The organism is Sinanaerobacter chloroacetimidivorans (assembly GCF_018128545.1).
In the GTDB taxonomy this organism is placed as follows: Bacteria; Bacillota; Clostridia; order Peptostreptococcales; family Anaerovoracaceae; genus Sinanaerobacter; species Sinanaerobacter chloroacetimidivorans.
Genome location: NZ_JAGSND010000003.1, coordinates 231,576 through 254,597, shown reverse-complemented (window position 1 = coordinate 254,597; position 23,022 = coordinate 231,576). Strand labels below are relative to the sequence as shown.

The window sequence follows — 23,022 nt, the reverse complement described above, 5'->3', positions numbered from 1 at the left end:
CATGAGAATTACCAATAAAATGATTACAAATAAATATATCCGGACCGTCAATACGCTGTCCTACGATCTGGATAAACTGAACACCCAGGTAGCCTCCGGCCGAAAGTTCATGAAAGCTTCAGAAAATACCTCCGCTGCCGTCAAAGCGTTTCAGATTAGAAGAGACATGAGCAGCGTTGAGGGTTATCAGGCAAATATTGAACATGCCAATGCTTCCCTTACCAATGCGGAGTCCGCATTGAACCACATGGAGGAATTGATGCAGGAAGCAAGAGAAAAAATCCTGGCTGCCCAGAACGGAACCAACAGTCAGGAAGAAAGAAAGGTTATAGCCACACAGATCAAAAATATACAGCAGCAGCTATTGCAGACATTAAATTCCCAGGCATCCGATGTCTATTATTTCGGCGGCAGCAATACGGACACGCCTCCCTTTTCCATCGATACCGCTACAGGCAGCTTAATGTACAACGGCAATATCTTAAATGATATCGTATCCGGTTCAGATGAAGAAAAAGCTTTGGCCAGTGACTCCATGTATGTGGATATCGGCCTTGGACTTCAAATCATCCCGGATCCCAATGATCTTACGAAAACCATCGTGGATCCCAAATCTGTCTTCCAGTATACGCTTCCCGGTATCAATATCGTCGGAAGCGGAACTACCACCGTTGACGGTGTTACGGTTTCCAACAATCTTTATGACTTGCTGGGACAGATTGCATCCGGTTTGGAATCCGATACTTATACCTACGAAAGTGTGGATATCCTTTATGGTCAGTTTACCAAGACCTCAGCTCAGATTGTTTACGGCCTGACAGAAGTCGGTGCAAAGACTTCCTATCTGGAATTTATGAAAGGAAGATATGAAACTTCTACCCTGAACAATCAGGAGCGCCAGCTGTCCATTGAAGGCGCGGATCCAACCAGTACCATTATCAAATTCAAATCTCAGGAAGTTGCCTATCAGGCAGCCCTGCAGATGGGAACCCAAATCATTCAGCCATCTATTTTTGATTATTTACGCTAATTATATTTCCTAATTGGAATTTAGTTCATAAATTCTGGAAATTTTCCGCAAGGGAGGTGAACGAAATGCAACCGCTAATTACCATTGAAACCGTACCCATTAAAATTGAGTATGTTGAGAAGGAACCCTATCGGAGTTCTTCTGTGCAGACCGCCAGTTTGAAGATCTCCCAGCAGGAAGATCAGATGACGATTCAAAGCAATCCCATCAGCATCCCTCTGCAGGACAGTTTTGAGCCGAGTTCTTCTATCGATTGGAATCATCTTTACTATACGGCGACGGCTCAGTATTCCAATGACGGCAATCTCCAAATGAACGTCCGCATCGAGAACAGCACCGATAATGACTATCAATTTCAGCAGTTTCAGAGGGGGATCGATCATATCATAGATTCTCTGCCTAAGACGACAGACTCAAATTATCAGTTCCAGAGTATGCAGATCAGTTTCGATATCAGTCAGCTCCCAAGCGGCATGCCCAGTGTCAGCAATCTCGATACCAGCTTTCTTCCGCCGGATTTGGAATTAAAGGTAGTGGAACGTCCGAAGGTAATCATCAAATATGTAGGCGGTCCGCTTTATATTCCGAAAAGTGCGGATCCAAATTACGTACCGCCGGAATACCATGACCAGATCTGTGACGGCAAAACAGCTTTTGATGTAAAAGCATAAGGAGGACTCTATGATTGATATCAACACCAGAGATTTCGGCATCGTACAGGTGGAAGACGACGCCGTCTATGAATTTCCGGACGGCATTTACGGCTTTGAGGAAGATACTAAGTTTGCAGTGTTTTCCAGACCCTTTGAAGACATCTCCTTTTTATATCTTCAATCCGTGCAGAACCTGGTTCCCTGCTTTCTGGTATTTGAGCCCTGGGATCTCTATCCTGATTACCATCCCAACCTTTCCCAAGAGGAACTGGAAGCCTGTCAGGTAGAATCCGTTGAAGAACTGATCTTTCTGGTCATTGCTACGGTGCCTTCCTCTATAGAGAACCTCTCCATCAACGTGAAAAGTCCCGTGGTCTTAAACCCCAAGACGAAAAAGGCCAGGCAGGTGATTCTGCAGAATCCGGATTATGGGGTGAAATATCGACCTTTTCAAAGGGATGGAAAGGCAGGGCCGTCATGTTAGTCATCAGCAGAAAGCCGGGAGAAACCTTAGTCATCTCTGAAAATATCCGGATTACCGTTTTGAGTTCCGGCAACGATAAAGTTACCATCGGCATCGATGCGCCCAGGGATGTAAAAATTGTCAGGCAGGAATTGGTAGAAACCATCGAGGCAAATAGAGCCTCTGCGGAAAAGATTGATTCCGACAATATAAAAAATATAGCGAACTTGATAAAAAATAACAAAAAAATAGAAAATAATGACTAAAGTATATCCGGCATTAGCCGATATATATATCAAAGCAAATCGCTTTGGAAAAAGGGTTCCCTTAGCGTACGGAAGGAAACCACGCAAATAGTACCGCCGAGAAGGATCTCGGCGAATCGTTTCAAGGAGGAACACAAAATGAGAATTAATCACAATATCGCTGCTCTGAATACTTACAGACAGTTAAGCGGAAACACAGGCGCTACAGCAAAATCATTGGAAAAATTATCATCCGGTCTCAGAATCAACAGAGCTGGTGACGACGCTGCCGGACTTGCTATCTCCGAAAAAATGAGAGGCCAGATCAGAGGTCTTGACCAGGCTTCCAGAAATGCAAGCGATGGTATCTCCCTGATCCAGACTGCTGAAGGTGCATTGAATGAAACTCACAGCATTCTGCAGAGAATGAGAGAGCTTGCTAACCAGGCTGCTAACGGAACTAACACTACCGAAGACCGTGGTGCGATCCAGCAGGAACTGACAGAACTCACAACTGAAATCGACAGAATTGCTAGCACTACTGAATTCAATACGAAAAAGCTTCTGGATGGTTCTTTCGCAGATTCCTTCCAGATCGGCTCCAACTCCGGTCAGGATATGAAAGTTGCCATCGGCGCTATGACTTCAAATGCTTTAGGCTTAAATGGTGGAGTTGAATTAAATAAAGTTACTGATGCTGATGCTGCTAAATTGAGCCCCGGTACTTACACAGTTGAATCAGATGGTACCAATGATCTATTAAAAAGCGCAGCAGGTGATACAGTTGGAACAATTGATCTTACTACCGGTATCATCACTTTGGCAGACACAACGAGTGAAATCGATCTCGGTCATGCAGTTACTCTTGGATCATCAGTTAAAATTGACGAAACAGGTGCAACACTGACTCTTGCTAAGGGTACTGGAGCTGACGTAGGCAAATTGGCAGCTGGAAACTATAAAATTTCCGGTACTAATTTAGTAAATGGTGATAAATTAGTTGGAACAATTACTGTTGCTACTGGATCATTACAGCTTGCAGATGGTTCTGGTACTGTTGACTTAACTCAGTATGGTTTGACAGCTGGCGCCGGAGAAGATTTAGATGATGGCGACACTTTCACAATCAAAGGCGTAGACGTATCCTCAGCTGCAAATGCTTCCGGATCCTTAGATACTCTTGACGCTGCAATTAAAACTGTATCCGATCAGAGATCCAAGCTTGGTGCTTACCAGAACAGATTAGAGCACACAATCAATAACTTAGGAACATCTTCTGAAAACTTATCAGCTGCTGAATCCCGTATCAGAGACGTGGATATGGCGAAAGAAATGATGGAATTCACAAAGAACAACATCCTTTCCCAAGCTGCTCAGGCAATGCTTGCTCAGGCAAATCAGCAGCCTCAAGGCGTACTTCAGTTATTACAATAAATATAACAGAAGACACACAATCTACACATCAGCAAAAAGCCACCGAAAGGTGGCTTTTTGCTATCTAAATATATAAACAAGGTTTGCATTTGCGGAGCAATAGTGTTTTTTTTATTGATACTGCATTACTTCAAAGTTCTGGATCTTGTCATGCGCTATATAATCAACCCTAGTCATGAACGGTCCGAGGTTAAAGTTCTTATTGAACATGTAAAATCCGGATCCGTTGCTTGAATACCAGTTTATAAAAGCATTTACTTCTGACATCTGCAGATCATATTCCTTTTCAAGACCATTCGTCATTGTAATGACCAGAAGTGCCTTACCTGTGGATGTCGAAGGAGCCTGTGGTGTAGCACTGGCCTCGTTGGAGTTTGCACTCTCTCCTCCAGCCGATACAGCTGTAACGACATAGTAATAGGTTGTGCCGTTAACCACATCGGTATCTGTGTAGGATGTACCAGTCACATTACTGATTGTAGTATAAGGACCGCCAGGTGTGGTTGATCTCTTCACGTTATAGCTTGTAGCGTCTGCTACTGATCCCCAAGAAAGGTCAACTTTGGAGTTCCCGCCTATGGCAGTTAGGTTGAGGGGTTGGGTTGGTGTTGTAACGTCAGGTATAACTTGTAAATATTCAAGTCTATTCGAAACAGTTCCATTCCTGTCTCCACCTATCACATAAATCTTATCACCTATGACAGCAGAAGTGTGGTTTCTGGTAGTTCCAAGTAGTGGTGTGCCTGTTGACCATGTATTAGATTTAGGATCATAGACTTCTACTGTATTTACTCTATTCCTTCCTGAATCATAGCCACCCATTACATAAATCTTACCACCGATAACGGAGGAGGCTAAATAAGATCTCCCCGTCGGCATCGGCTCTCCTGTTGACCATGTATTGCTTTTAGTATCATAAATCTCAACGGTCTTTATCCCAACGCTCTCTGAATTCCCACCACCAATTACGTATATTTTATTATCAATTACAGAAGAGGTAAGATTGCTTCTACTTGTTGGCATCGGTTCTCCTGTTGTCCATGTATTGGTCGTAGTGTCATATACCTCCACCGTATTAAATGGATTATCTCCTGGATTGGCACCTCCAATTACATATATCTTATTACCTATCGCAACAGAGGTTGCGCTTGCCCTTGCCGTTGGCATCGGTTCTCCTGCTGTCCATGTATTAGAAGTAGAATCAAAAATTTCTACGGTATTATAATATATTCCATTGTAACCACCTATTAAATAGATTTTTTGGTCTATTGATGACAAACACATATTAGCTCTTGTAGTAGGTATTGACGTTCCTGTTGTCCATTTATTGGTAGTTGTATTATAGATTTCAACAGTTTTTAAATAACCCGCACCACTGATTCCTCCCATAACATAAATCTTATCTTCAATCACAGCAGAACCAATGAAATGTCTTGCTGTTGGCATTGATAATCCTATATGCCAAGTAGGCTCTGCCGCACAAGCCCCTGCACTGGACAACCCGAACACCATAATCAGTGTCATTAAAATTGCTATCAATCGTTTCATTTCTTTTACTTCCTTTCTTACTACGATAATTACTATAACTGATTGATATTGATATATTTAACATTACCACAGGTTAGATTGTTTTAACATTCTGTTTTTACTAGTATGTATAAAGTATAATATAAGTTTACATAAAAAAAGCCGACCTTACACCTTATGAGCATCAATTCCTTACTGATATTCGTTCCGATACTTTGGAATAAAACTCAGGAAATTCCTCAAAAGGTAGGGTCAACTTCACTTGTACTTTGCAAAGCTAAAGTATTATTTGATTTTTATTTTATATTTTATCCTATCGTCTCGTTTCTTCCGCCACATTCAGCAGTGAGATATAAATATCCACCACAATCTGATACAGCTCCGGCGGGATTTCCTGTCCCAGCTCCAGCTTAGCCAAAAGGGTTGCAGCGCTGTCGTCATGATAGATGGCAATTCCATTCTCCATGGCAACCTGCAGGATCTTCTGGGCAATATGTCCGGTTCCCGCCGCCACCACACAGGGAGCCGTATTTTTAGCCTGATCGTACCTCAAGGCGGCTACACTCAGCGTAGAAGCTTTATTTTTTACTTTGAGAGGCTCTTTAGATTTTGACATCAAATCCTACCTTTCTCTGTGCCAGCTTAGGGAAACGCTGCAGGATTGACTGACTTTCCTGATAGGCTTCCACCTGATAGCTTGTCAGGCGATATCCCTGGTCTTCTATGATACCCTTCATTCTTGCCCTGATCTCCTTTAAGTCGCTAATCAGAAGTTCCGGACATCGGATATCCAGATCGATTTTTTTATCCCGTTCCAGTAGGTCTACCTCAAAATTGCCGTATTTATCGGACTGAATGGTAAAGAAAATGTTTCTTGCCTCATTGGCCTCCCCTTTTCGCTCCTTGCAGTCCTTATCCACAAAGAACTCCCCATAAGTGTTTTCATCAAGGAAGCGGAACGGAATGATAAAATGCATCAATGGCATGACAGGGCTTTCATTTTGCAGCATATACATCAGCAGATTCTGTGCAACTCCTGTGATTTTAGTGGGTGCTGCCGAATCCAATGCTTTGGACAAAAGTGAAGGCAAATCCGTATCCTCAGTTTCGACTCCGAAATTACCAAGAAAACTTTTTTCGGCACCTTCGCGCGTTCCCTTCTCCCTGGCTTCCCTGCCAAGTTCAAAAAGCTGCTGCTTCATTTCAGCAAGGTCGTCATCAGTCAGGTTGGTAAGAGGCTTCAACTCATCCCCTAGCTGGTAAATAGCTTCCTCAAGCCGGGCTGAATCTGCCTTGTCATATCTTACAATGTGGTGAATGATGGCTACCACAGGACTATGTATTTTTTCACTGCTCTGATATTTTCTGACCAGCCCTCCCAGAATGGGTATAAATTCATTTTTCAGAAAGGCTCTGATTTCTTTTGGGTTGTCTTTATTCAGCTGAATCATCATATCCAGCTTCGTAATGTGCTGCTGAAGCTGCTCGGCATCACTTTTAAACAGCTTTCCGCACAAGTCCTGGCTTTGTTTCACGATGGAACGCAGAGAGCTGTCCTGATTTACAAAACAATCAAAGTGCTTTAGGATGGCGATGACCGCCTCCTTGACCCTGGGCTGGCCTTCCATCTTTGCCAGCATCCGCAGGCTGTCAAAGAATTCACCCTGAAATATGGTTTCCCCTTTCTCCCTGGCAAGAAGCTCTCCCAACAATTCCTGCGGACGAATAAACATTTTATCCAGAAAGCTTTCCGTAATGATGCCCGAAGAAGTTTCGAAGAGTTTTGCCATGAGCACCAGTTTTCTGATGCTGTCGGCCTGGGCCCTGGTGCTGTTCATCAGGGGTGCAAAAATTTCCTTGTTCAGATTTTGAAGCAAGGTTTGCCTGGAGCCCTCTTCATCTGCATTCTGAGCCTTGGGCTGATTTTTCACCACCAGATTGGGATTGGTCAAATCAAAGACAGCATCCGTAGGAAGCTGCTTCGGTAAATTATGTACTTTATTGTTGACAGAAATAGGCGAAGTGATTTTTAAAATATCGGCCACAACAGGTCTCCTTTTCTAACAGGGGAAAACATCATGTTTATCTTTTTTTCAAAGCTTCCAGAAGCTTGATGGCTACCACAACATCATCACTTCTTGAGTCCATGGTAGTCTTAAGCAATCGCTTTACCTCAGGCCGTCTTTCTACATATTCAATCAATTGCTTGTTTTCCTCATCCTTCTGCACTTTTTCTTCATCTTCGTTTTCTGTCAGAATCTCTACAAGGCTGACATTCAGGATGCGGCAGATATCATTGAGACGCTCCATGTCAATGGAGTTCTTTCCTATTTCCCAGGCAGACACAGAGCTGTGAGTCACATCCAAAGCTTCTGCCAGTTCCTTCTGGGTCATTTTTCTCATTTTTCGATACAGTTTAATGTTATTTCGTGCAATGCTGTTTATTTGGTCCATTGATCGTTCCTCCATTGCTTTTTCTATTTCAATTTTAAACATAAATCTGGCTACCATTATATCTCTAATCTATGATAAAATCAATAAATCGACAATATATTTTGACGTAACGTGTAAAAGATGCTAATTTTTATTCCAACATTGTCGATAAATAATAGGAAGAGAAAAAAATAGAATCTGCTAAATATAGGAAAAAGGTGGAATGACGATGAGTGACTATGATTTTACGAATGATTCCATGTTGGAATTATACCTATTCGAATCAACAACCCTGCTAGATCAGTTAGATGAAATATTGCTCCAGTCAGAAAAAGAAGAAAACCTTTCTACTGAAAATGTCAACGAAATCTTCCGTATCATGCATACGATAAAAGGTTCTTCTGCCATGATGGAGTTTGATACCATATCACACGTTTCCCATAAACTGGAAGACTTATTTTATGTTATTCGTGAAAACGGAATTGATGATAATTATTTTAACGAGCTTTTCGATGTTGTATTAAAAGTATCCGACTTTTTAAAGGAAGAAGTAGAAAAGATTCAGCAGAATCAAAAACTTTCCACAGAGAACGAGGACCTCATCGGCGAGATCCTGGATCTTCTGGACAAAATGAACGGACAGAGTTCCGACAGCAAAGCCAAAGCTGCCAAACCTGCCGGCTCCAAGCCTGCCGCAGAGAAAAAGGCTTCATCAAAGAAAAAAGCGGAAAAGGCAGCTCAGGAGCCTGCGGAAATCAGTGCAACAGAAATCACTGCAGCAGAAAGTGCCGCATCCTATGAAACATCGGCTGAAAGTACAGCTTCCGAGCCCGTTTCGGCGGCGGATCCATCAGGAGACGGAAAGACCTTCTACCTGCATATCCGTTTCACAGAAGATTGCCAAATGGAAAATATTCGGGCCTATATGCTGGTAAACAAGCTGGACACCTTGGGTCAGGTACTGGAAACCATTCCGGACGAGTTGAGTACCAATCCTGAAGCCTCCGAGATTATTTCACACAGCGGGTTTTTCTGCAGCTTCCAGACAAATATGACAGCGGGAGAAATAGAAGCCGCTGCAAAGGGCACCCTTTCTGTATCAAAAGTGGACTTTATCAGTGGATTGCCAAAAGATACGGATAAAAAGGAACCGGAAGCTTCTATGCCGGAGGAGGAACAGAAGAAAACAGGAGCTGTTGCCAAAAACAATCTAAATGATTCCGATTCTTCTTCAGATGCCGGTAAAGCAAAATCCGGAAAGCAAAATCTGATCAACGTTGATTTAAATAAACTGGATACCCTCATGGATCTGGTCGGCGAAATTGTAATCACCGAGTCCATGGTTTCCGGAAATGCCGATCTTGCAGGTTTGGAGCTGGACAGCTTCAACAAAGCTGCAAGGCAGCTGAGAAAGCTTACAGACGAGCTGCAGGATATTGTAATGTCTATCCGAATGGTGCCCATAGCCGCTACTTTCCAAAAGATGCGCCGTATCGTCAGAGATATGGGTAAGAAATTATCAAAAGAGGTAGATCTTATCGTAATGGGTGAAACCACCGAGGTAGATAAAACCATCATCGACGGTATTGCCGATCCATTGATGCATTTGGTCAGAAATGCCATGGACCACGCTATCGAGGATAAGGCCGGCCGTATTGCCGCTAAAAAGGATCCTGTAGGGCAAATCATTCTTTCTGCCCAGAACGTAGGCGGAGATATTATCATATCTGTCAGTGACGACGGCAAAGGACTGGATACGGAAATGATTCTGGCCAAAGCAAGGGAAAAAAATCTCCTGACCAAGCCGGAAAACGAATATACCGAAAAAGAGATCTTCAACCTCCTTACCGCCCCGGGCTTTTCCACTAAGGAGGCCGTTACGGAGTTTTCCGGAAGAGGCGTGGGTATGGACGTTGTGAAAAAGAATATCGAGAAAATCGGCGGAACCGTAACCATCGAAAGCGTAAAGGGCTCCGGTACCAATATTTTCTTCAAGATTCCATTGACACTTGCTATTATTTCAAGTATGGAAATCAAAGTGGGAGGCAATGTATATGCCGTTCCCATTACCAATATCCGGGAATCCTTTAAAGCTACCACCAAGCAGCTGCTGAAGGATCCTGACAATAATGAAATGATCATGATCCGCGGTGTCTGCTATCCAATTATCCGGCTGCATAAGATTTTCCACCTGGAGGATACCCTGACCAAAATTGAGGATGGAATTCTGCTGCTTGTGGATTCCGGAGATCAGCTGGCATGCCTTTTTGCAGACGAACTGGTGGGCAAGCATCAGGTGGTGGTTAAGCCGCTTCCTGTATACCTGAGCCGTTATTCCGCCAAGGGAAAAGGAATTGCAGGCTGCACCATACTGGGAGACGGCAGCATCAGCCTGATCCTGGACGTACAAAGTATTATCAATCGCTATTAGCAAGACCATGGAAGGAGCCTCTCATCTATGATCTATCTGAAAGATGACGAATTTAAAACAATTACCAGCTATATCAAAACACATTATGGCGTGAATCTCACCCAAAAACGACCTCTCATCGAGGGACGTTTAAGCAACTACATCTCTGATCTGGGCTTTGATAATTATATGGATTATTTTGAATATGCCAAAAACGATAGAGTCAATGACGAGATGACCATGCTAATCAATAAACTGACTACGAACCATACCTATTTCTTTCGGGAAAATGAACATTTTGAATTTTATAAGGATATCGTACTGCCCTGGGTGGACAAAACCCTGAAGGTCCGTGACCTCAGAGTCTGGAGTGCAGGCTGTTCTTCCGGACAAGAACCCTATACTCTGTCCATGATCACCCAGGAATATCTGGGATCTGCCGCACAGGAATGGGACAGCACCATACTGGCTTCGGACATTTCCAATAAGGTTTTAACCATAGCGAAAAACGGGATCTATTCCAGGGAAGAATTGTCCGATGTTCCCCACAGCTGGATTAAAAAATATTTCAGAGCTCATGACGAACAGCGTTTTGTCGTCTCCGAAAATTTAAGAAAAAACGTGGCCTACCGAAATTTTAATTTATTATCACCTTTTGAATTCAAAAAACCGTTTCAGGCGATCTTTTGCAGAAATGTGATGATTTATTTCGATATGCCTACAAAAAATGAAATCATCAATAAATTCTATGATGTATTGCTTCCGGGCGGATATTTCTTTATCGGACACAGTGAATCCTTGTCCGCCTGTGATCATAAATTTAAGTATATTAAGCCGTCAATTTATCAAAAAGGCTATTAATTTGCACTTTCTGGTTAAGTTTTCCAGAAAATTGTCGATATACTATATGTACAAGGGGGTGTATTTATATGGCAACAGTTAATTCAACAAGCAGCAGCACATTATCTTCTCTATCCGCAAAAACAGGTCTTGGCGGCCTGGTCTCAGGAATGGATATTGACGAACTCGTTGAAAATATGACTGCAACCAGCAGGGAAAAAATCCTGAAACAACAACAGAGTGTTCAAAAATTAGAATGGAAGCAAATCGGATATCGCTCGGTGTCTTCAGCACTGAAAAAGTTTCAGAGCAGCTATCTGGATGTATTGTCTTCCACCAACTTCAGAAGTGCCTCGTTTTTTAATACGGTAGCGGTAACCTCATCTTCCACGGCAGTAACCGCTTCCTCCACATCTTCGGCAAGTACAGGCACTATGACCATAAATTCCATCAAGCAGCTGGCTACCTACCAAACCGTGAAGGGACCTGCCTTAATCTCAAAAGGACTGACGGGATCACTGGCTACCGAAACTGCCGGTACCTTAACAAGTGCCGATATACAATCTTTAGCGTCAAGTCTGGACGGAAAGTCCCTTTATGTTTCACTTGACGGTAAAACAAAAGTCATTACCTTTGATATGTCTTCCATAGACGGCACTAGTACTGCTGGCGATCTGCAGCAGGCTTTTCAGGCTACTTTAGATACAGCATTCGGAACGTATACCAATTCCTCAGGGGAAACCAAAAGTGTCATTACAGCAAGTATCGTGAATGATCAATTGACATTCTCATCACCGGGGTCTACTGCCACCGTATATGGAATTGGGGATGATACTTCCGTACTGAATGCACTGGGCTTCAGCTTCGCACAGTCCAATAAGCTTTCTTCACACGCCATGATTGGCGACCTGCCCCTCTCAACTGAGCTGGCAAGTCAGGATACTTACACGTTTTCCATCAACTCCGTGGAGTTTTCAGTCAGCAAGTACGATACATTAGAGTCCGTCATGAGCAGGATCAATAGCAGCAAAGCAGGTGTAACCATCTCCTACTCCTCTATTACCGATCAGTTTACCATGACCTCGAAAACCAGCGGCTCCGGTGATAATATCGTTATTAATGAAGATGCAGGTGGTCTGATGCATGCTTTCGGTCTTACGGGCGACGATGCAGCTATGACTTATGGCAAGAATGCCATATTGTCGGTAAACGGAGAGGAAATTGTCAGAAGCTCCAACAGCATTACCATTGACGGAGTCAATATAGAACTCAATAATACCACCGATGAAGCCGTTACTTTAACGATGAAGACAGATACCACTTCTTTAATGAACTCTATTAAAAAATTCGTTGAAGATTACAATTCCATGGTGGACTTGATCAACGGTCTGGTGAAAGAAAAGGTATACAGTGATTACGCTCCGCTATCCGATAAACAAAAGGATGAGATGAGTGAAACAGAAATCACAAAATGGGAGGAAAAAGCCAAGTCCGGCCTCTTAAGAGGAGACAGCATCCTGAAAGGAATTTCCTCAAAGATGAATCTTTTGATGACAGGGCTTACCGTGAATGGTACTTCCCTTTATAGCATGGGAATCACCTCCGCAGGCTATACGGAAAACGGAAAGCTTCAAATCGATGAAGAAAAGCTGAAGACAGCATTGGAGACAAAGGGAACGGAAATCAGAGAGCTCTTTGCTTCAACAAATGGAATCAGCAATCAGCTTAATTCTATCATCAATGATGCCATTAAAACCTCCGGGCCCCAAGGGACTCGCGGAAGTCTGATTGAAGCAGCCGGTATGGAATCCACCATGTCCGATACGGAAAATAATATTACGGAAAAAATTGAAAGAACCAATAAGTATATAACGACACTGCAGACAAGACTGACCAACGAAGAATCCAGACTCTGGAAGAAGTTTACCGCTATGGAAACGGCTTTGCAGCAGCTGAATACCCAAAGCTCAATACTGACTCAGTTTTCCAGCGGATCTTGATATAAAGAGAGGGAAAGGTAATCATTATGCAAGCTAATTTATATCAGCAATATAAAACGCAGTCTTTAGAAACGCTTACCAAGGGAGAGATCGTTGTAAAGCTCTTTGAAGAAGCGTCCAAACAGGTAAGTACTGCCATATTCTTCACAAACAGAGGTGAATCTGTAAAGGCCTACAACTGTATCGCAAAGGCGCAGAAAATTATCTCAACGCTGAATTTTTCCTTGGACATGAAATATGCAATTTCTCTGGAGCTAAACGATATGTATCTTTTCCTTTTTAATCAGCTTGGGGTTGCAAATGCCAATCAGGATGTAGCTTTGATGAAAGAACTTTTAGTGATTATTGATGAATTCAAGGTCACCTTCAGGCAGGCTGAAAAGCTGGCAAGAATCAATAAATAGACAGTTCTTGGAAACGGAAGGATTTTGTATATGAGCAATCTTACGGTGAACGAATTCTATTCCAGAAAAATGGCGCTTTTAAAGCAATGTCTGACTTTGAGTGAAGAGCTGATGAGCAGCCTGGACAATTGGGAATCATTGGATGATATCCTATACAGAAGAAATAAGATTATAGAAGAGATACAGCTGATGGAGTCTGCTTCTGACGGCGAACTTCTCCTTGGCCTTTCAGACGAACAAAATAAAGAAATAGATCGGTTGATTAAGCTTATTCTGGATTTGGACCGGGATACAGGGAAATTGATCCGGAAGGAACAGGATACTATCCTTGAATCGATAAAATCCAATGTTCAGCAGCAGAAAATGATGCAATACGGTTCCCAGTCCATGTCTCAATACGGTTCTCCATCCATGCCTCAAAACGGCAGCCGGATGAATTATAAAAAGTAATCAGAGAATAAAAAAATAATAGAATTAAAAAAGTAATCAGTGAATAAGCAAGTATCAAGACAAAAGACCCGAACAAATGGCCCGAATTAACAAAGGGACCCGCCGGCATGCCGGCGGGTCTTCACTTACAGTTCTATTCTTAAAAATGGTTCTTCCCTCGTTTGTTGAAACCGAGAATATCCGACAATTTGTATTTTCCTAATTTTGCAGCTTTCTCTTCGGCTTCGAGCGGAGAAGTTTCTTCTTTTACCTTCTCTCTCGGAACGACTCTTTCCATTGCTTCTTTCAGGCTAAGTTCTACGTCGCCGATATTCAAATTTGCTATGGCAGTGCATAACTGAAAGCTTAAAAAATCATCTTTCTGGCATAGTTCCAGCAATTTGTTCAACGCCTCTTCCGCATCCTCCTGCTTTGTTTCCGTAAAGAGAATCCCAAAGGAGGAATCATCACACCTGCCGATCATGTCGGTTTTTCTGATGTTTCCGCATAAGATCTCAGAAATGTAAGAGATGCAGGCGTCCAGTTGATATTCTTCCAGGGTGTCATCCTGGGATTGGGAAGGCTTTACGGTAACTACCGCCATGGTGAGAGGATTGCCGTACCTGCAGCTCCGAAGCATTTCCCGCTCTGCCTGTTCCTTGAATCCCGACAGGCTTAATACTCCCGTCAGAGGATCAATTTTAGCCACAGCCTTCATGAAGATCTCATCCTTATCCATTTTGGGCAGAGCCTGAGCAAGATATTTAAATTTCTTAATTGTTGGCTTTAAATCCAGATATCCAAGGCAAACCCTGCAGCCATCCCCATTAAAGGCCACATACTTCTGGGTGACCTCCTCACTGATACGGCCGGTTACGATCTGCATTTCCGTAAGTGCTACGGAAAACTGATAGATCACAGGATAAATAACCCCGGCATAATCACAATTTTGATATTTTCTAAAAAAGGTGATTTTATAGTTGCCAAGGCGGTACATTTGTGAGACAGCCTTCTTCCATTCCAGAAAGTCTTCCCGGGGAATATTGTTTTGATCAACAGAAGTTAATTTTTGATATGCGCTCTCCCAGGACTCATTTACGGTATCGCGGAAGAATTCGTCAAGAACCTTAGCGGCAAGATCGGTATCCAGTTTCTCGTCTCTGACGGTATGTTTTGCCGGACTTGGTGTAGGTGTAGGTGTAGACGCAGGCTTTACCACCTGATTTTTCAGCCATTCGATATGATAAATCCTGCGTTTTTTTTCATCTCCCAGGATTCCATAAGCAATATTGATGAATTTCATTTTTTCTGCGGCTGACGGGTTTTGATTTAAATCAGGATGATACATTTTGCATAAGCAACGATATGCTGCATCGATTACATCCTGTCCTGCATCATGATGAACCTGCAGCGTTCTATAGTAATCATTGTGTTTTGTCATCATCATGTCCCAGTTTACTAAACAATTTCAATAACGGTTATATTTAAAGATTGATAATCTGCTAATTCAATTTCGTAGGGGTCAATATCCTGCTGTTCCTTATCCATAAAAATTCTCACTCTGGGCCTCATGCAGAGATCCTCATAATTTTCCACGACAATGCCCGTAAGCCCGTTGCTGAGACGTACACAAGTTCCAATAGGATAAGGCGCTATCTTTTTTACAAAAACCTCTACCACCCTGGGGTCGAACAAAGTCATAGTAGAAGCCATTATGTATTCCATGGCATCTGACGGCAGCAAAGACTTTCGATAGGGACGATCCGATGTCAGTGCGTCATAGACATCTGCCACCGCTATAATCCTGCCGTACCAGGAAATCCTCTCCCCTTGCAGGTTGTTGGGATATCCTCCGCCCTCATACTTTTCATGGTGATCCAAGATTCCCATATAAGCAGCATTGGAGACACCATAACCCTTTTTAATATGATTGCAGCCCAATAAAGAGTGAGTTTTGATTTCCTCAAACTCCGTATGAGTGAGCTGACCCTTTTTATTTAAGATATCTTTATTGATAAATACTTTTCCGATATCGTGAAGAAGTGCTGCAAATCCGAGATTGCACAGTTCATCCCTGTCCATATCCAAGGCAACTCCCAGTACGATAGAAAGAACAGCAACATTTACGGAGTGATAATAGGTATAATCGTCAAAGACCTTCATATCGATCATATTGACCATGAGATTTCTATTTTTGAAGATCTCGTCCACTATGTTTTCAATCTGAAGCTTAGCCGATTTAAAGTCATTTTTTACATTTTTATTTCCTTTTTCACAGTGTATAAAAATATCTTTGATGCCCTTCACGGTCTGGGCTCTGACACTGTCATTGATCACTGTGATAATGGGGATATCCTTTGAAATATCATCGTCAATATAAACGCCGTTGTACTGCAATCTTTCAATTGATTTTACATATTCACCGGTAAGAACCGTTCCGCAGGATAACATTAAATCTCCAGAATTACTGTAAAGATTATCTCCTAAAATCATTCCCTCTCTGAGGCAATAGGTTGGCACAAATCTCATATAATGCGACTCCTCGTCTTAAAAATTACAAAATGAATTGATGCGTTAAATATTGATGCGTTAAATATTGAAAACAAATTGAAATGTCCACCATGGTATTATACCATCTTTCGACAAAAAATACCATCCTGAATTTGCTTAATGATCCTATCTTTATTAAATTTTGGATCTGTAGGAATGCTTCCAATCGTCAAGTTTTCATCAAATTCCGGACCATGGAAATCAGATCCGGCTGTTATGATCAGATCGTTCTCCTCTGCCAGTTGTACCAATCTTTCCGTTTCGTAAAGCAGGTGCTTGCTATAGTAGCATTCCATACCGCAAAGCCCCTGTTCTTTCAGCCTGGCAATCAGCCTTTCCAGCCTTGCAAAAAAATCTCCGCCTTCCTCTCCCCTGCCTAAATAAGCTATTTTAAGAGGATGCGCCAGAACCGGGATTCCCCCCGCATCTTGAATGAGTTCTATCGCGCGTTTCGTTTGGATTTTTTCCCTGTGAATACGTCTGACCTGAGGAGCACGCATAAACTTGCCTTCCTGAAAGGCCTCCTTAGGAGAGGAGATATAGCCCTTTTTCATCAAGGCCATAGCAAAGACGGGTTTGCCCACATAATCCTGCCCTTCCCTAAGCTGAAGATCCTCCTGGGTTATCTGGCACCCGATTTCATTGAGAGCTGCAAGGAGTTTTTGATTTCGTTCCTTGCGCTTTTCTCTGATGACTGCAATCTCTCTTTTTAGTTCTTCATTGTGGATATCGAACCCATAGCCCAAAATATGCATGTAACCGCCGTATTCGTCTTCTGTAGACAATTCGATACCGGGGATCACCTGAACCCCCCACTTCTTTCCTGCTTCCAACCCTTCTGAAATACCGCCCATACCGTCATGATCCGTGATGGCTATGGTATCCACTCCGTTTTTTTTCGCTAGCAGTACAATCTCTTCCGGGGACAAGGTTCCATCGGAATAATGAGTATGCAAATGAAGATCGATCATACCAGCATAGCCTTTCTAAGGGTTGCAGCGGTATGCTCATCCTTTAATAATTCAACAAGCTTCAAAGAGAAATCCATTGCTGTACCGGCACCTCTTGACGTCACAAAATTGCCGTCGACAACAACTCTCTCTTTAGAAAATTCGGCACCGATCAAATGCTCTTCCATACCGGAGAAAATAGTAGCCTTTTTACCTTTCAACAGGGACAGGTTTCCCAATATCATAGGGGCCGCGCAGATAGCCGCGATCCACTTGCCATCCTCGGCAAACTCTTTTATTCTGGCTTCCAGCCCGGCATGGGCCGCAAGATTTTTGGTGCCGGGCATGCCGCCGGGCAGAACAATCATTTCGCAATTGGAATAATTTGCATTTTCATATAGTATATCGGCTAAAACTGAAATTTCATGAGCTCCGGTTATTTGTCTATCATCTGAAACAGAAACCGTTTTTACATCAATTCCGGCTCTCCTCAAGACATCCACCACCGTAAGGGCTTCTATTTCCTCAAATCCATTCGCTAAATGCAGGTAAACCATATCTATTTCCTCCTTTACCAGAACATTCTTCTGGGTTTTGTCATTCTCCATGTAACGGATCCTGTAATAAAGAGTATGACTGCAGATATAAATGTAGTCGCAGCCAAAAATTCTACAACAAAGGATTCTGTAAAAATTTGTGTCAGCAAATTGTCCTCATTAAATTTGAACCGGAAAATAAACTGCTGCATGAAATCCCGAAGAGAAGGAACCAAGTAGGTTATGATCGGCAGGATGATCATAACAAGATAAACCAGGATTCCGCTTTTAAAAGCCGTCCGCAGGAAGTATTTTCGATTGTTTGCCATAAAGACGCCGTAGCAAATCACAGCAATGAGAAGCATCCCTGCGAAAGCATAAAGTAAAATATTCAGCAGTTGTTTGAAATGCTCCATAGAAACTTGCTCCATGGTATGAAATACGTTTTGCTCTTTCCCCTGATAATCCGCTATTAATTCAAAATTTTCTACTTTGCCTATCATAAAGTCTGAAAAAAAGTGACCAAATTCTTCATCTTTCAGTTCTAATTCCAATTCGTCGGTAAGCTGAACACGATTGAACTCATACACGTATAAGTCCGGCATTCTCAGTACGATATTATACGCACCGGTAATCGATATCAACGGAATGCATATAATAAGCAGTATCAACATTATTCTGTACGCAATTTTCATAAAAAACCTCTACTTTTCCCTAAAATTATTTTTTGTCTTTCCGACGACGCTTGTACTTTCTATTACTATCATATAGAATATTTGTATAAATTCAAGATATAATTTTTTTCCGGTTGAAAACCGGGTTATTTTGGCATAATTTGCTGAAAATAAGAAAATGAACGGAGGATGGAGAATTATGTATCAAGTAGGAATCATAACGGCAAGCGATAAGGGTTTTGCAGGTGAAAGAGAAGATCTCAGCGGGCCGGCTATAAAGGAAATTATAGAGAAAGCAGATCAGTTTCAATCAGCTAAATATGTGATCCTTCCCGACGATAAAGACATGCTGAAAAAAGAGATGCTCCAAATGGCAGATGAAGATAGCCTGGATCTGATTTTAACAACCGGAGGCACCGGATTTTCGCACAGAGATGTTACACCGGAAGCAACACTGGAGGTGATCGAAAGACGTGCTCCGGGAATTCCGGAGGCCATGCGTTATCTTTCCCTGTCCATTACGCCGAGAGCAATGCTGTCAAGGGCAGAAGCAGGTATCCGAGGGAATACCCTTATCGTAAATTTACCCGGAAGTCCCAAGGCCATCAAAGAAACACTGGAATACATTCTTCCGTCTGTGAAGCACGGACTGGACATCCTTCAGGGCCATGATTCCAATTGTGCAAGATAAATAATAAATATGGAACTTTAGTTCAAGTGCCCTTTTGAAATTTTCTGAAGACGCGTTGTCCGCATTCTATGTGATTAGCATAGTCTCATGACGCGCTGCCACCAGCGGCTGAAGGAAATTTCAAAGGGCACTTATATTTTTAGTTTTGTATTTATTATTTATCTGTCTTCTCTGAAGTATGGTACTGAGAGATCAGCCGGTCCCATATCTTCTTTCTTATTTTTTCTGGTACTGATTATGACGATGAGGATGGTAGCCGCATAAGGAACCATGTCTACGATATACTGGGAGATATGGATTCCCATGCTTTGCAGCCGATATCCCAAAATGTTCAGTCCCCCGAATAAAAAGGCTCCGATCAAAGCTTTGGAAGGCTTCCATGATGCAAAGATAACCAGGGCCACCGCAATCCAGCCACGGCCTGCAACAACATTTTCCTGCCACACCGGTATGGTTACCAGAGACATGTAGGCTCCGCCCAGTCCGCATAGACCGCCTCCTGAAATAATATGCACATATTTATAAAGAGTCACGTTTATACCCGAGGCATCCGCCGCTGCGGCGTTTTCCCCTACAGCTCTTAAGTTCAGGCCTTTTTTCGTTTTCCATAGATAAATGGAAATCAATATGGTAATCAGGTAACCGAAGTAAATAAAGATATCCTGATGGAAAAATACGGGACCGATAACCGGAATTTTTCCAAGAAGCGGAATCTCCATCTTGCCAAACAGCGCTTTCACGCCGGCGGGGGCCGGTACTCCCATAAAGCTCTTGCCCACAAAGCTGGCATAGCCGGTTCCGAAGATCGTCAAGGTCAGTCCGGTTACAACCTGATTTGCACGGAGCGTAACAGTCAGTACGGCATACACTGCGGCACCCACCGCTCCGGCACAGATGGCACCCAGCAGGGCAAGAAATGGATTACCCGTCCATAAGCCTACACCAAAGCCCATAACGGCTCCCATGAGCATCATTCCCTCAACACCGAGGTTCAGATTTCCTGCTTTTTCAGTAATAAGCTCTCCCAGTGTGGCAAAGAGCAACGGTGTACCTGCAATGACTGCAGCTGCTAAAAATGCGGTCATCTATGCCACCTCCTTTACAGCGTTCTTTCCGGCAAAGGAAACCTTATACTGCAGGAAAAACTCACTTCCCAACACGAAGAATAAAATAATGCCCTGTATCATATCCGCCACGGATGCCGGTACAGACATTGCGATCTGCAGGTACGCACCTCCCTGGAGGAGAATTGCAAAGGCCACGCATACTGCCAATATGATTGGGGCTGAAAGCCGTCCCAACCAGGTAGTGATAATCGCGGTAAAGCCATACCCTCCGGAAAGAGACGAAGTCAGAGTCCTTTCGATGGCGGATGCCTGTATCATTCCGGTTAGTCCGCAGAGCCCCCCGGAGATCAACATGGAGGTGATGATGATAGAGTTGATGTTCATTCCTGCATATCTCGCAGTTTCCGTGCTTTCTCCCACAACAGTGATCTCATAACCCTTTTTGGTATGATTGATGAAGAAATAAACGAAAGCAACCAAAATCAAAGCGATGATCCAACCGATATGAACCCCGAATAATTTGGGAAGCACCGCATTCAGTTCAAAATTTGCAATCTTTGGGAAGCCTTGAGAACCCGGATCCTTCCAAGGCCCATACTGCAGGTAGGTTACCCACTTGATGGCTATATAGTTCATCATTAAAGTAAATATCGTTTCATTCGTTCCAAATTTTCCTTTGAAAAAAGCCGGTATAAACGCCCAGATTCCTCCAAAAACCATAGCACTGAAAGCCATCGCCAGCAGCATCAAAGGTGCCGGCAGGGTAGCCGGTGCATTCAGGGCAACCAAAGCGGCTCCGAAGGCACCCATCATAATCTGTCCTTCTCCGCCGATATTCCAGAACTTCATTTTAAAGGCTACCAGGATCCCCAGGGATGTGATAAGCAAAGGCACTGCTTTGATGACGGTCTGCTGAATTCTCATTTCAGTTCCCAGCGCACCCTTTACGATCTCACTGAATACGGTAATGGGATTGAATCCCAGGATCAGGATGACGAGCCCCGCACAAATAATGGAGAGAATGATTGCGACAGCCCGGATGATTGCTTCTTTGTTTCTGGGAAGCTCGGCCCGTTTGCTTATTTTTATCATACTTCTCCCTCCTGTTTCATGCTGCCGCCGGTCATAAGCAGTCCGATTTCTTCCTTAGAGACCTTGGACGGATCCACAATCCCTGTGATTACACCGTTGCATAAGACCATAATACGGTCACAAAGGTCTATGAGTACATCCAGATCCTCTCCGATAAAGAGAACCCCTACGCCTTTTTCCTTCTGTTCATTTAACAAATCATAAATTTTATAAGATGCGCCGATATCCAGTCCGCGAACCGGATAGGCTGTGATCAGCACCTTTGGATTGGAATCAATTTCCCTCCCCAGCAGTACCTTTTGAATATTTCCTCCCGAAAGCTTTTTTACAGGAGAATGAATGCTGGGGGTCTGAATGTCCAGCTTTTTCACAATTTTTTCCGCTTTCTCCGCACATTCGGTTCTCTTTAATAAGATCCCGGGCTGATTCTGATAATCCTTCAGTATGATGTTGTGAACGATGTCCATGGTTCCTACCAAGCCCATGCCCAGTCGGTCTTCCGGAATAAAGCCCATCCGGATGCCCAGTCGAATGATATCACGTGGAGTCTTCCCTACGATATTGTCTCCTTCAAAGAAAATCCTCCCCTTATCTGCATGGATCAGGCCCGCAATGGTTTCGCAAAGCTCTTTCTGTCCGCTGCCGGCTACACCGGCAACACCCAGAATTTCGCCTCCATACAAAGTAAAGCTCACATCTTCAAGCGCATGCTTTTTTTCACTATCGATTACATGTATATTGTCAACCTCAAGAAGAGGTTTTTTTCCTTCTAATGTCTTTTTTTCAATGGCAAGATCCACCTTTTTTCCGACCATCATTTCAATGAGATTCGGAACTTCAACGGTGGCAGTTTTTACAGTCTCCACAGAATGACCTTTTCGAAGCACGGTGATACGATCACTGATTTCCATAACTTCATTCAATTTGTGGGTAATAATGACCACGGCACAGCCCTGATCCCGCATATTTCTGATAATCTTAAACAGCCGTTTGATTTCCTGGGGAGTAAGCACAGCGGTAGGCTCGTCCATAATCAGGATTCTGGCTCCTCTAAACAGTACTTTAATAATCTCCAATGTCTGCTTTTCTCCGACAGACATCTCATATACCTTTTTATCAGGATTAATATCCAATCCGTAACGGTCTGATATTTCCTTCACTTTTTTGGTCAGATCTTTTCCTTTGGTAAAGAATCCTCCCTGTTGTCCCAAAATAATGTTTTCTTTGGCAGTCAGTACGTCCACCAACTTGAAATGCTGGTGAATCATTCCGATGCCCAGCGCAATGGAATCCTTTGGCGAAGAAAAGTGAACTTTTTTCCCGTGTATAGAAATAGAACCGCTGTCGGGGCTATAAATCCCCGACAGCATATTCATCAACGTGCTTTTTCCTGCACCATTTTCACCTAGCAGTGCATGGACCTCGCCACTATATACAGTTAAGTTCACATCTTCATTGGCTTTAATCACCCCAAAGGTTTTGGAGATATTCTCCATTTGAATTGCAATATCAGATTGCATTGAAAGCCCTCCAGATGTTTAATTTATTTGTATCAGTATAGGCAAGTATGTCCGCCGTACTGTTACGATCTTTC

General features: G+C 43.0%; 23 protein-coding genes. 11 read left to right on the top strand and 12 right to left on the bottom strand.

Annotated elements, in window-relative coordinates; genetic code table 11:
* Position 1 precedes the first annotated feature (1 nt).
* The 5 genes from flgL (at position 2) to KCX82_RS06555 (ending at position 3,825) form a co-directional block, all read left to right on the top strand.
* Entirely contained in the window at positions 2–1,030 is a 1,029-nt protein-coding gene (gene flgL, locus KCX82_RS06575) for a flagellar hook-associated protein FlgL (protein ID WP_227017652.1), read from the top strand.
* 65 nt (positions 1,031–1,095) lie between these two features.
* Entirely contained in the window at positions 1,096–1,701 is a 606-nt protein-coding gene (locus KCX82_RS06570; RefSeq protein WP_227017651.1) for a hypothetical protein, read from the top strand.
* 10 nt (positions 1,702–1,711) lie between these two features.
* Positions 1,712–2,167, top strand: coding sequence for a flagellar assembly protein FliW (gene fliW / locus KCX82_RS06565; RefSeq protein ID WP_227017650.1), 456 nt, complete (start codon positions 1,712–1,714; stop codon positions 2,165–2,167).
* On the top strand, positions 2,161–2,412 hold the full coding sequence (locus KCX82_RS06560; protein WP_227017649.1) for a carbon storage regulator: 252 nt from the start codon (positions 2,161–2,163) through the stop codon (positions 2,410–2,412). The genes fliW and KCX82_RS06560 overlap by 7 nt, the downstream gene beginning before the upstream one ends.
* Before the next feature lie 138 nt (positions 2,413–2,550).
* On the top strand, positions 2,551–3,825 hold the full coding sequence (locus tag KCX82_RS06555) for a flagellin N-terminal helical domain-containing protein (RefSeq protein WP_227017648.1): 1,275 nt from the start codon (positions 2,551–2,553) through the stop codon (positions 3,823–3,825).
* A 111-nt stretch (positions 3,826–3,936) separates the two neighbouring features.
* On the opposite strand, the gene KCX82_RS06550 is transcribed toward KCX82_RS06555, so the two are convergent.
* The 4 genes from KCX82_RS06550 to KCX82_RS06535 form a co-directional block, all read right to left on the bottom strand.
* Complete coding sequence (locus KCX82_RS06550; protein WP_227017647.1) at positions 3,937–5,373, bottom strand: Kelch repeat-containing protein; 1,437 nt, start codon at positions 5,371–5,373, stop codon at positions 3,937–3,939.
* 292 nt (positions 5,374–5,665) lie between these two features.
* On the bottom strand, positions 5,666–5,968 hold the full coding sequence (locus KCX82_RS06545; protein WP_227017646.1) for an EscU/YscU/HrcU family type III secretion system export apparatus switch protein: 303 nt from the start codon (positions 5,966–5,968) through the stop codon (positions 5,666–5,668).
* Entirely contained in the window at positions 5,955–7,397 is a 1,443-nt protein-coding gene (locus KCX82_RS06540) for a hypothetical protein (protein ID WP_227017645.1), read from the bottom strand. The genes KCX82_RS06545 and KCX82_RS06540 overlap by 14 nt, the downstream gene beginning before the upstream one ends.
* A gap of 37 nt (positions 7,398–7,434) precedes the next feature.
* Positions 7,435–7,848, bottom strand: coding sequence for a helix-turn-helix domain-containing protein (locus tag KCX82_RS06535; RefSeq protein ID WP_227017644.1), 414 nt, complete (start codon positions 7,846–7,848; stop codon positions 7,435–7,437).
* Positions 7,849–8,014: 166 nt separating this feature from the next.
* Between KCX82_RS06535 and KCX82_RS06530 the strand changes: the two genes are divergently transcribed.
* The 5 genes from KCX82_RS06530 (at position 8,015) to KCX82_RS06510 (ending at position 13,889) form a co-directional block, all read left to right on the top strand.
* Entirely contained in the window at positions 8,015–10,216 is a 2,202-nt protein-coding gene (locus KCX82_RS06530; RefSeq protein WP_227017643.1) for a chemotaxis protein CheA, read from the top strand.
* A 27-nt stretch (positions 10,217–10,243) separates the two neighbouring features.
* Positions 10,244–11,056, top strand: a complete 813-nt coding sequence (locus KCX82_RS06525) for a CheR family methyltransferase (RefSeq protein ID WP_227017642.1) — start codon at positions 10,244–10,246, stop codon at positions 11,054–11,056.
* A 68-nt stretch (positions 11,057–11,124) separates the two neighbouring features.
* Positions 11,125–13,035: a flagellar filament capping protein FliD gene (gene fliD, locus KCX82_RS06520; RefSeq protein WP_227017641.1), complete on the top strand. Its 1,911-nt coding sequence runs from the start codon at positions 11,125–11,127 to the stop codon at positions 13,033–13,035.
* Between the two features lie 26 nt (positions 13,036–13,061).
* Positions 13,062–13,439: a flagellar export chaperone FliS gene (locus KCX82_RS06515; protein ID WP_227017640.1), complete on the top strand. Its 378-nt coding sequence runs from the start codon at positions 13,062–13,064 to the stop codon at positions 13,437–13,439.
* 30 nt (positions 13,440–13,469) lie between these two features.
* Positions 13,470–13,889 (top strand): flagellar protein FliT, encoded by a 420-nt coding sequence (locus KCX82_RS06510; RefSeq protein ID WP_227017639.1) that lies wholly within the window; start codon positions 13,470–13,472, stop codon positions 13,887–13,889.
* Positions 13,890–14,028: 139 nt separating this feature from the next.
* Here the strand turns inward: KCX82_RS06510 and KCX82_RS06505 are convergent, their stop codons facing one another.
* The 5 genes from KCX82_RS06505 to KCX82_RS06485 all read right to left on the bottom strand — a co-directional run bounded on the left by KCX82_RS06505 (position 14,029) and on the right by KCX82_RS06485 (position 18,578).
* Positions 14,029–15,309 carry a DnaJ domain-containing protein gene (locus KCX82_RS06505; protein WP_227017638.1) on the bottom strand — a complete coding sequence of 427 codons (1,281 nt, stop codon included), beginning with the start codon at positions 15,307–15,309 and terminating at the stop codon, positions 14,029–14,031.
* A gap of 17 nt (positions 15,310–15,326) precedes the next feature.
* Positions 15,327–16,397, bottom strand: coding sequence for an HD-GYP domain-containing protein (locus KCX82_RS06500; protein ID WP_227017637.1), 1,071 nt, complete (start codon positions 16,395–16,397; stop codon positions 15,327–15,329).
* A gap of 98 nt (positions 16,398–16,495) precedes the next feature.
* Positions 16,496–17,389, bottom strand: coding sequence for a PHP domain-containing protein (locus tag KCX82_RS06495; protein WP_227017636.1), 894 nt, complete (start codon positions 17,387–17,389; stop codon positions 16,496–16,498).
* Positions 17,386–17,925 (bottom strand): DJ-1 family glyoxalase III, encoded by a 540-nt coding sequence (locus KCX82_RS06490; protein WP_227017635.1) that lies wholly within the window; start codon positions 17,923–17,925, stop codon positions 17,386–17,388. Before KCX82_RS06490 ends, KCX82_RS06495 begins: the two co-directional genes overlap by 4 nt.
* A gap of 14 nt (positions 17,926–17,939) precedes the next feature.
* Positions 17,940–18,578, bottom strand: coding sequence for a lipoprotein intramolecular transacylase Lit (locus tag KCX82_RS06485; protein ID WP_227017634.1), 639 nt, complete (start codon positions 18,576–18,578; stop codon positions 17,940–17,942).
* A 199-nt stretch (positions 18,579–18,777) separates the two neighbouring features.
* On the opposite strand from KCX82_RS06485, the gene KCX82_RS06480 reads away from it, so the two are divergent.
* Positions 18,778–19,269, top strand: a complete 492-nt coding sequence (locus KCX82_RS06480; protein ID WP_227017633.1) for a MogA/MoaB family molybdenum cofactor biosynthesis protein — start codon at positions 18,778–18,780, stop codon at positions 19,267–19,269.
* 158 nt (positions 19,270–19,427) lie between these two features.
* Here the strand turns inward: KCX82_RS06480 and KCX82_RS06475 are convergent, their stop codons facing one another.
* The 3 genes from KCX82_RS06475 to KCX82_RS06465 are packed head-to-tail and all read right to left on the bottom strand — an operon-like array spanning position 19,428 to position 22,948.
* A complete protein-coding gene (locus tag KCX82_RS06475; RefSeq protein ID WP_227017632.1) occupies positions 19,428–20,354 on the bottom strand; it encodes an ABC transporter permease in 927 nt (308 codons plus the stop codon).
* Positions 20,355–21,428 (bottom strand): ABC transporter permease, encoded by a 1,074-nt coding sequence (locus tag KCX82_RS06470; RefSeq protein WP_227017631.1) that lies wholly within the window; start codon positions 21,426–21,428, stop codon positions 20,355–20,357.
* Positions 21,425–22,948: an ABC transporter ATP-binding protein gene (locus tag KCX82_RS06465; RefSeq protein WP_227017630.1), complete on the bottom strand. Its 1,524-nt coding sequence runs from the start codon at positions 22,946–22,948 to the stop codon at positions 21,425–21,427. The genes KCX82_RS06470 and KCX82_RS06465 overlap by 4 nt, the downstream gene beginning before the upstream one ends.
* Between the last annotated feature and the right edge of the window lie 74 nt (positions 22,949–23,022).

Bases quoted from the DNA above. Each gene is read 5' to 3' on its own strand.
- flgL (WP_227017652.1), top strand. From the start codon at position 2: ATGAGAATTACCAATAAAATGATTACAAATAAATATATCCGGACCGTC.
- KCX82_RS06570 (WP_227017651.1), top strand. From the start codon at position 1,096: ATGCAACCGCTAATTACCATTGAAACCGTACCCATTAAAATTGAGTAT.
- fliW (WP_227017650.1), top strand. From the start codon at position 1,712: ATGATTGATATCAACACCAGAGATTTCGGCATCGTACAGGTGGAAGAC.
- KCX82_RS06560 (WP_227017649.1), top strand. From the start codon at position 2,161: ATGTTAGTCATCAGCAGAAAGCCGGGAGAAACCTTAGTCATCTCTGAA.
- KCX82_RS06555 (WP_227017648.1), top strand. From the start codon at position 2,551: ATGAGAATTAATCACAATATCGCTGCTCTGAATACTTACAGACAGTTA.
- KCX82_RS06550 (WP_227017647.1), bottom strand. From the start codon at position 5,373: ATGAAACGATTGATAGCAATTTTAATGACACTGATTATGGTGTTCGGG.
- KCX82_RS06545 (WP_227017646.1), bottom strand. From the start codon at position 5,968: ATGTCAAAATCTAAAGAGCCTCTCAAAGTAAAAAATAAAGCTTCTACG.
- KCX82_RS06535 (WP_227017644.1), bottom strand. From the start codon at position 7,848: ATGTTTAAAATTGAAATAGAAAAAGCAATGGAGGAACGATCAATGGAC.
- KCX82_RS06530 (WP_227017643.1), top strand. From the start codon at position 8,015: ATGAGTGACTATGATTTTACGAATGATTCCATGTTGGAATTATACCTA.
- KCX82_RS06525 (WP_227017642.1), top strand. From the start codon at position 10,244: ATGATCTATCTGAAAGATGACGAATTTAAAACAATTACCAGCTATATC.
- fliD (WP_227017641.1), top strand. From the start codon at position 11,125: ATGGCAACAGTTAATTCAACAAGCAGCAGCACATTATCTTCTCTATCC.
- KCX82_RS06515 (WP_227017640.1), top strand. From the start codon at position 13,062: ATGCAAGCTAATTTATATCAGCAATATAAAACGCAGTCTTTAGAAACG.
- KCX82_RS06510 (WP_227017639.1), top strand. From the start codon at position 13,470: ATGAGCAATCTTACGGTGAACGAATTCTATTCCAGAAAAATGGCGCTT.
- KCX82_RS06505 (WP_227017638.1), bottom strand. From the start codon at position 15,309: ATGACAAAACACAATGATTACTATAGAACGCTGCAGGTTCATCATGAT.
- KCX82_RS06500 (WP_227017637.1), bottom strand. From the start codon at position 16,397: ATGAGATTTGTGCCAACCTATTGCCTCAGAGAGGGAATGATTTTAGGA.
- KCX82_RS06495 (WP_227017636.1), bottom strand. From the start codon at position 17,389: ATGATCGATCTTCATTTGCATACTCATTATTCCGATGGAACCTTGTCC.
- KCX82_RS06490 (WP_227017635.1), bottom strand. From the start codon at position 17,925: ATGGTTTACCTGCATTTAGCGAATGGATTTGAGGAAATAGAAGCCCTT.
- KCX82_RS06485 (WP_227017634.1), bottom strand. From the start codon at position 18,578: ATGTTGATACTGCTTATTATATGCATTCCGTTGATATCGATTACCGGT.
- KCX82_RS06480 (WP_227017633.1), top strand. From the start codon at position 18,778: ATGTATCAAGTAGGAATCATAACGGCAAGCGATAAGGGTTTTGCAGGT.
- KCX82_RS06475 (WP_227017632.1), bottom strand. From the start codon at position 20,354: ATGACCGCATTTTTAGCAGCTGCAGTCATTGCAGGTACACCGTTGCTC.
- KCX82_RS06470 (WP_227017631.1), bottom strand. From the start codon at position 21,428: ATGATAAAAATAAGCAAACGGGCCGAGCTTCCCAGAAACAAAGAAGCA.
- KCX82_RS06465 (WP_227017630.1), bottom strand. From the start codon at position 22,948: ATGCAATCTGATATTGCAATTCAAATGGAGAATATCTCCAAAACCTTT.